At 68.9% G+C, this 3062-nt stretch carries 3 protein-coding genes; 2 read left to right on the plus strand and 1 reads right to left on the minus strand.

The annotated features are described in order from the left end of the window. The coding region (locus tag D7Y11_RS16430) for a hypothetical protein (RefSeq protein ID WP_233604948.1) at window positions 1–510 on the plus strand (510 nt) is incomplete at its 5' end. A gap of 12 nt (window positions 511–522) precedes the next feature. On the opposite strand, the gene D7Y11_RS16435 is transcribed toward D7Y11_RS16430, so the two are convergent. Continuing rightward, entirely contained in the window at window positions 523–1686 is a 1164-nt protein-coding gene (locus D7Y11_RS16435) for a hypothetical protein (RefSeq protein ID WP_120581166.1), read from the minus strand. A gap of 178 nt (window positions 1687–1864) precedes the next feature. Here D7Y11_RS16435 and D7Y11_RS16440 point away from each other — a divergent pair, with 178 nt between their 5' ends. Then, a complete protein-coding gene (locus tag D7Y11_RS16440; RefSeq protein WP_121752881.1) occupies window positions 1865–2698 on the plus strand; it encodes a mechanosensitive ion channel family protein in 834 nt (277 codons plus the stop codon). Window positions 2699–3062: the final 364 nt, after the last annotated feature.

Raw genomic sequence — 3062 nt, forward strand, 5'->3', positions numbered from 1 at the left:
CCCCCTGCACCGCCTGCCTCCAAGCCGAGCGCCCCGGCCGCGGCGTCGTGCTCGGCGAGCCGGCTGAGCCCCATCCCCAAGCCCACCGCGAAGCCCCTGCCTCCGGCCGTGGCGTCCATGCGCGAGCGCATCATCAAGGCCGCCGTCGCGTGCGACTACGCGGGCCTCCAGAAGCTGGGGGACGAGAAGGGCCCGAGCGTGCGCTTCTCCTACGACCCCGACCAGGACATGGCCACCACCTGGCGCATCCAGGAGGAGTGGAAGGACAGCCCGCAGCCGGTGCTGGCGCGGCTGGTCCACGTCCTCAACCTCCCCTTCTACCAGGAGGGCAATCTGTACTGGTGGCCCACCGCCTTCCGTGAAGGCGCCACCGACGCGGACTTCGCCCTGCTCAAGGGCATCTATCCGGACGAGATGATCACCGACATGCGCAAGGAGAAGAGCTACATCGGCATGCGCGTGGGCATCTCCTCGGACGGCGACTGGCAGGCCGCCATCCAGGGCGACTGATCCGCCCCCAGGTCAGTCGCCGGTGACGAAGCGCGCGACGGCCTCCTGGACCTCCTCGTCACCCATCATCCCCACGTGGTCCGCCTGCGTCTCCAGCCGGTCCACGTGGAGCGGCCCGGGCGGCATGGCCCGCGCCGTCAGGACCGAACCATCTCCGTCCGCGAGCACCGGATCCTCGAACGTGGGCTTCCCGTCGATGAGCCGGAACGACTTGATCAACGGATGCCCCACGCCCACCACCGCCAGCGTGCGGAAGGGCGGCGGCGGTTCATCGTGCTCGGAGAGTGAGCGCGCCAGCTGCGAGCGCGCCTCCAGCATGCGCTCCAGCCACTGGCGATACGCGGGCAGCTCCCGCACCGCCGCGTCCTGGAACACGCCCCACCCGCCGTCGACCCACGCGCCCGGACGGTAGGCATCGAACGTCACCGGCTGGCCGCTCGCGTCCACGAAGAAGTCGCTCTCCATGGGCAGGAGCTGGAACGCGGACGCGAAGGTGAAGAGCGCCTCCGGTGACAGCAGCGACCGGTTGCGTCCCACCGGCGTGCCCAGGGTGAAGTCGTCGAACATGCCCGGCGCGCCCCGGAACGGCGTGCCCAGGAACACCACGCGCTTCACGTGCCGCGCGCCCGCCCACGTGGGCTCGCCCGTGTCGTCACCGGTGCCGTAGCGCAGGCAGTGCAACGTGATCAGCCCGCCCATGCTGTGCGCCACCAGGTTCACCTTCACCCGGCCACCCCGCGCCTCCGCGAGCGAATCCAGCAGCGCGCACAGCCGGTTCGCCGTCACGCGGTTGTCCTGCCGCCAGTCGTAGTCGAAGACGACGAAGCCCGGCAGCCGCTCGCGCCCGAACTCCAGGAAGCGCTTGTAGACGTCGTAGCGAGCCACCCACGGCAGCACCGTGAAGCGCGTCACCGGCCCGTCCGCCTCGAGCGGCCCGAAGCCCGGCGTCGCCCGCTGGCCAGGAAACGGCAGCGCCAGCGACCGCTCACCGCGCGTCAGCACGTCGCCCACGGACACCCAGGCCCGCTCATGCTCGCCGTCCGCCGTCGCGAGGAACGACCCGCGGTACCCAGGGACGAAGACCGTCACCTCCTCGCCCGCGGGCGGAGGAACCGCGACGCGGGAGGCCGTGCAGGCGCTCAGGAACAGCGAGACCGCGACCGGGAGGAGGCGCATGCGCCGCAACCTCAGCCTCGCGCTCCCTCCACGCAAGGCCCAGCCATCACGACCCCGGGCGGGTCATGACTGCCCTCGTGGAAAAATATGGATTCAAGGCAACCCGGCTTGCATGCCCCGACCCGTCCCGTGCAAAAGGCACGTCGCACACCCGGTCCGGGTCAAGGGAGTTCGAACCATGGATGAAATCGTCGTTCAATTGAAGTCACTTGCCCTGACCGAAGCGCTCCCGCTGCTGCTCAAGGTCATTGGGGCGCTGTTCGTCTGGTTCATCGGGCGGACGGTCATCGCCGGCTTCCGCAAGGTGCTGGACATGGGCCTGCAGCGGCGGCAGCTGGACGCCACGCTGATCCGCTACGTCGGTTCGCTGTTCACCGGCACGCTCACGATAATGCTGATCGTCGGCATCCTGGGGCTGATGGGCGTGGAGACCACGTCCTTCGCCGCGTTGATCGCCGCCGCGGGTATCGCCATCGGCGCGGCCTGGTCCGGGCTGCTGGCCAACTTCGCCGCGGGCATCTTCCTGCTGGTGCTGCGCCCCTTCCGCGTGGGCGAAGAGATTGAAGCGGGCGGCGTCGTGGGCATCGTCCAGGAGATCGGCCTGTTCGTCACCACGCTCGACACGTCGGACAACGTGCGGATCGCCGTGGGCAACAACCAGATGTTCAGCGACAACATCATCAACTACAGCCACCACCCGTACCGCAAGATGACGGTGAAGGTGCCGCTGATGCACGGCGTGGACGTGCGGGTGCTTCAGCAGGCCCTGGTGGATCGCATGGCCACGGTGAAGGGCGTCCAGGAGAAGCCCGTGCCGCAGGTAGAGGTCGCGGAGTTCACGTTCCAGGGCCCCATCCTGGCGGTGTGCATCTTCTGCAAGCCCACCGAGTACAACGACACGCAGGCCAACGTGGGCGATGCCATCGCGGAGATCCTCCTGGCCGCGAACTACATCGTGCCCACGGCGGCCCTGCTGACCGCGCCGCCGCCGCAGCTGGCGAAGGCGGGCTGAAAACGCAGTCGGTGACGGGTGGCGAGCAGGCCGGCGTCCGGCCTGCTCCCCCTCCTGGCGGGAGGACGACCCCGCGAGCAGGTTCCCCTCTGAGCGACACCGTGAGTCCTTCCGGTGATGAGTTCGGGGATCCCGCCTCTTCCAATAAATACGCGAATTCATTCGCACTTCCGGCTGGGCGCCCCCATGACAGCTCGGTTGCCTACGGAATAGTGTGGCCAGTGCGGATTTGACCCACCCTCCGCTTCTCGCGAGAGAACGGCGCAGGGCGTCATCCCGGAATCAGCGGCAGGCCTTACTTCTCGCGAACGCCACCGCCCCGGGTGGCGCCCGCGATGGCGTCCCCGAGCGCGGAGTACATGAG

The organism is Corallococcus sp. AB018 (genome assembly GCF_003986945.1).
GTDB classification, from domain to species: domain Bacteria; phylum Myxococcota; class Myxococcia; order Myxococcales; family Myxococcaceae; genus Corallococcus; species Corallococcus exiguus.

Bases quoted from the DNA above. Each gene is read 5' to 3' on its own strand.
- D7Y11_RS16435 (WP_120581166.1), bottom strand. From the start codon at position 1,686: ATGCGCCTCCTCCCGGTCGCGGTCTCGCTGTTCCTGAGCGCCTGCACG.
- D7Y11_RS16440 (WP_121752881.1), top strand. From the start codon at position 1,865: ATGGATGAAATCGTCGTTCAATTGAAGTCACTTGCCCTGACCGAAGCG.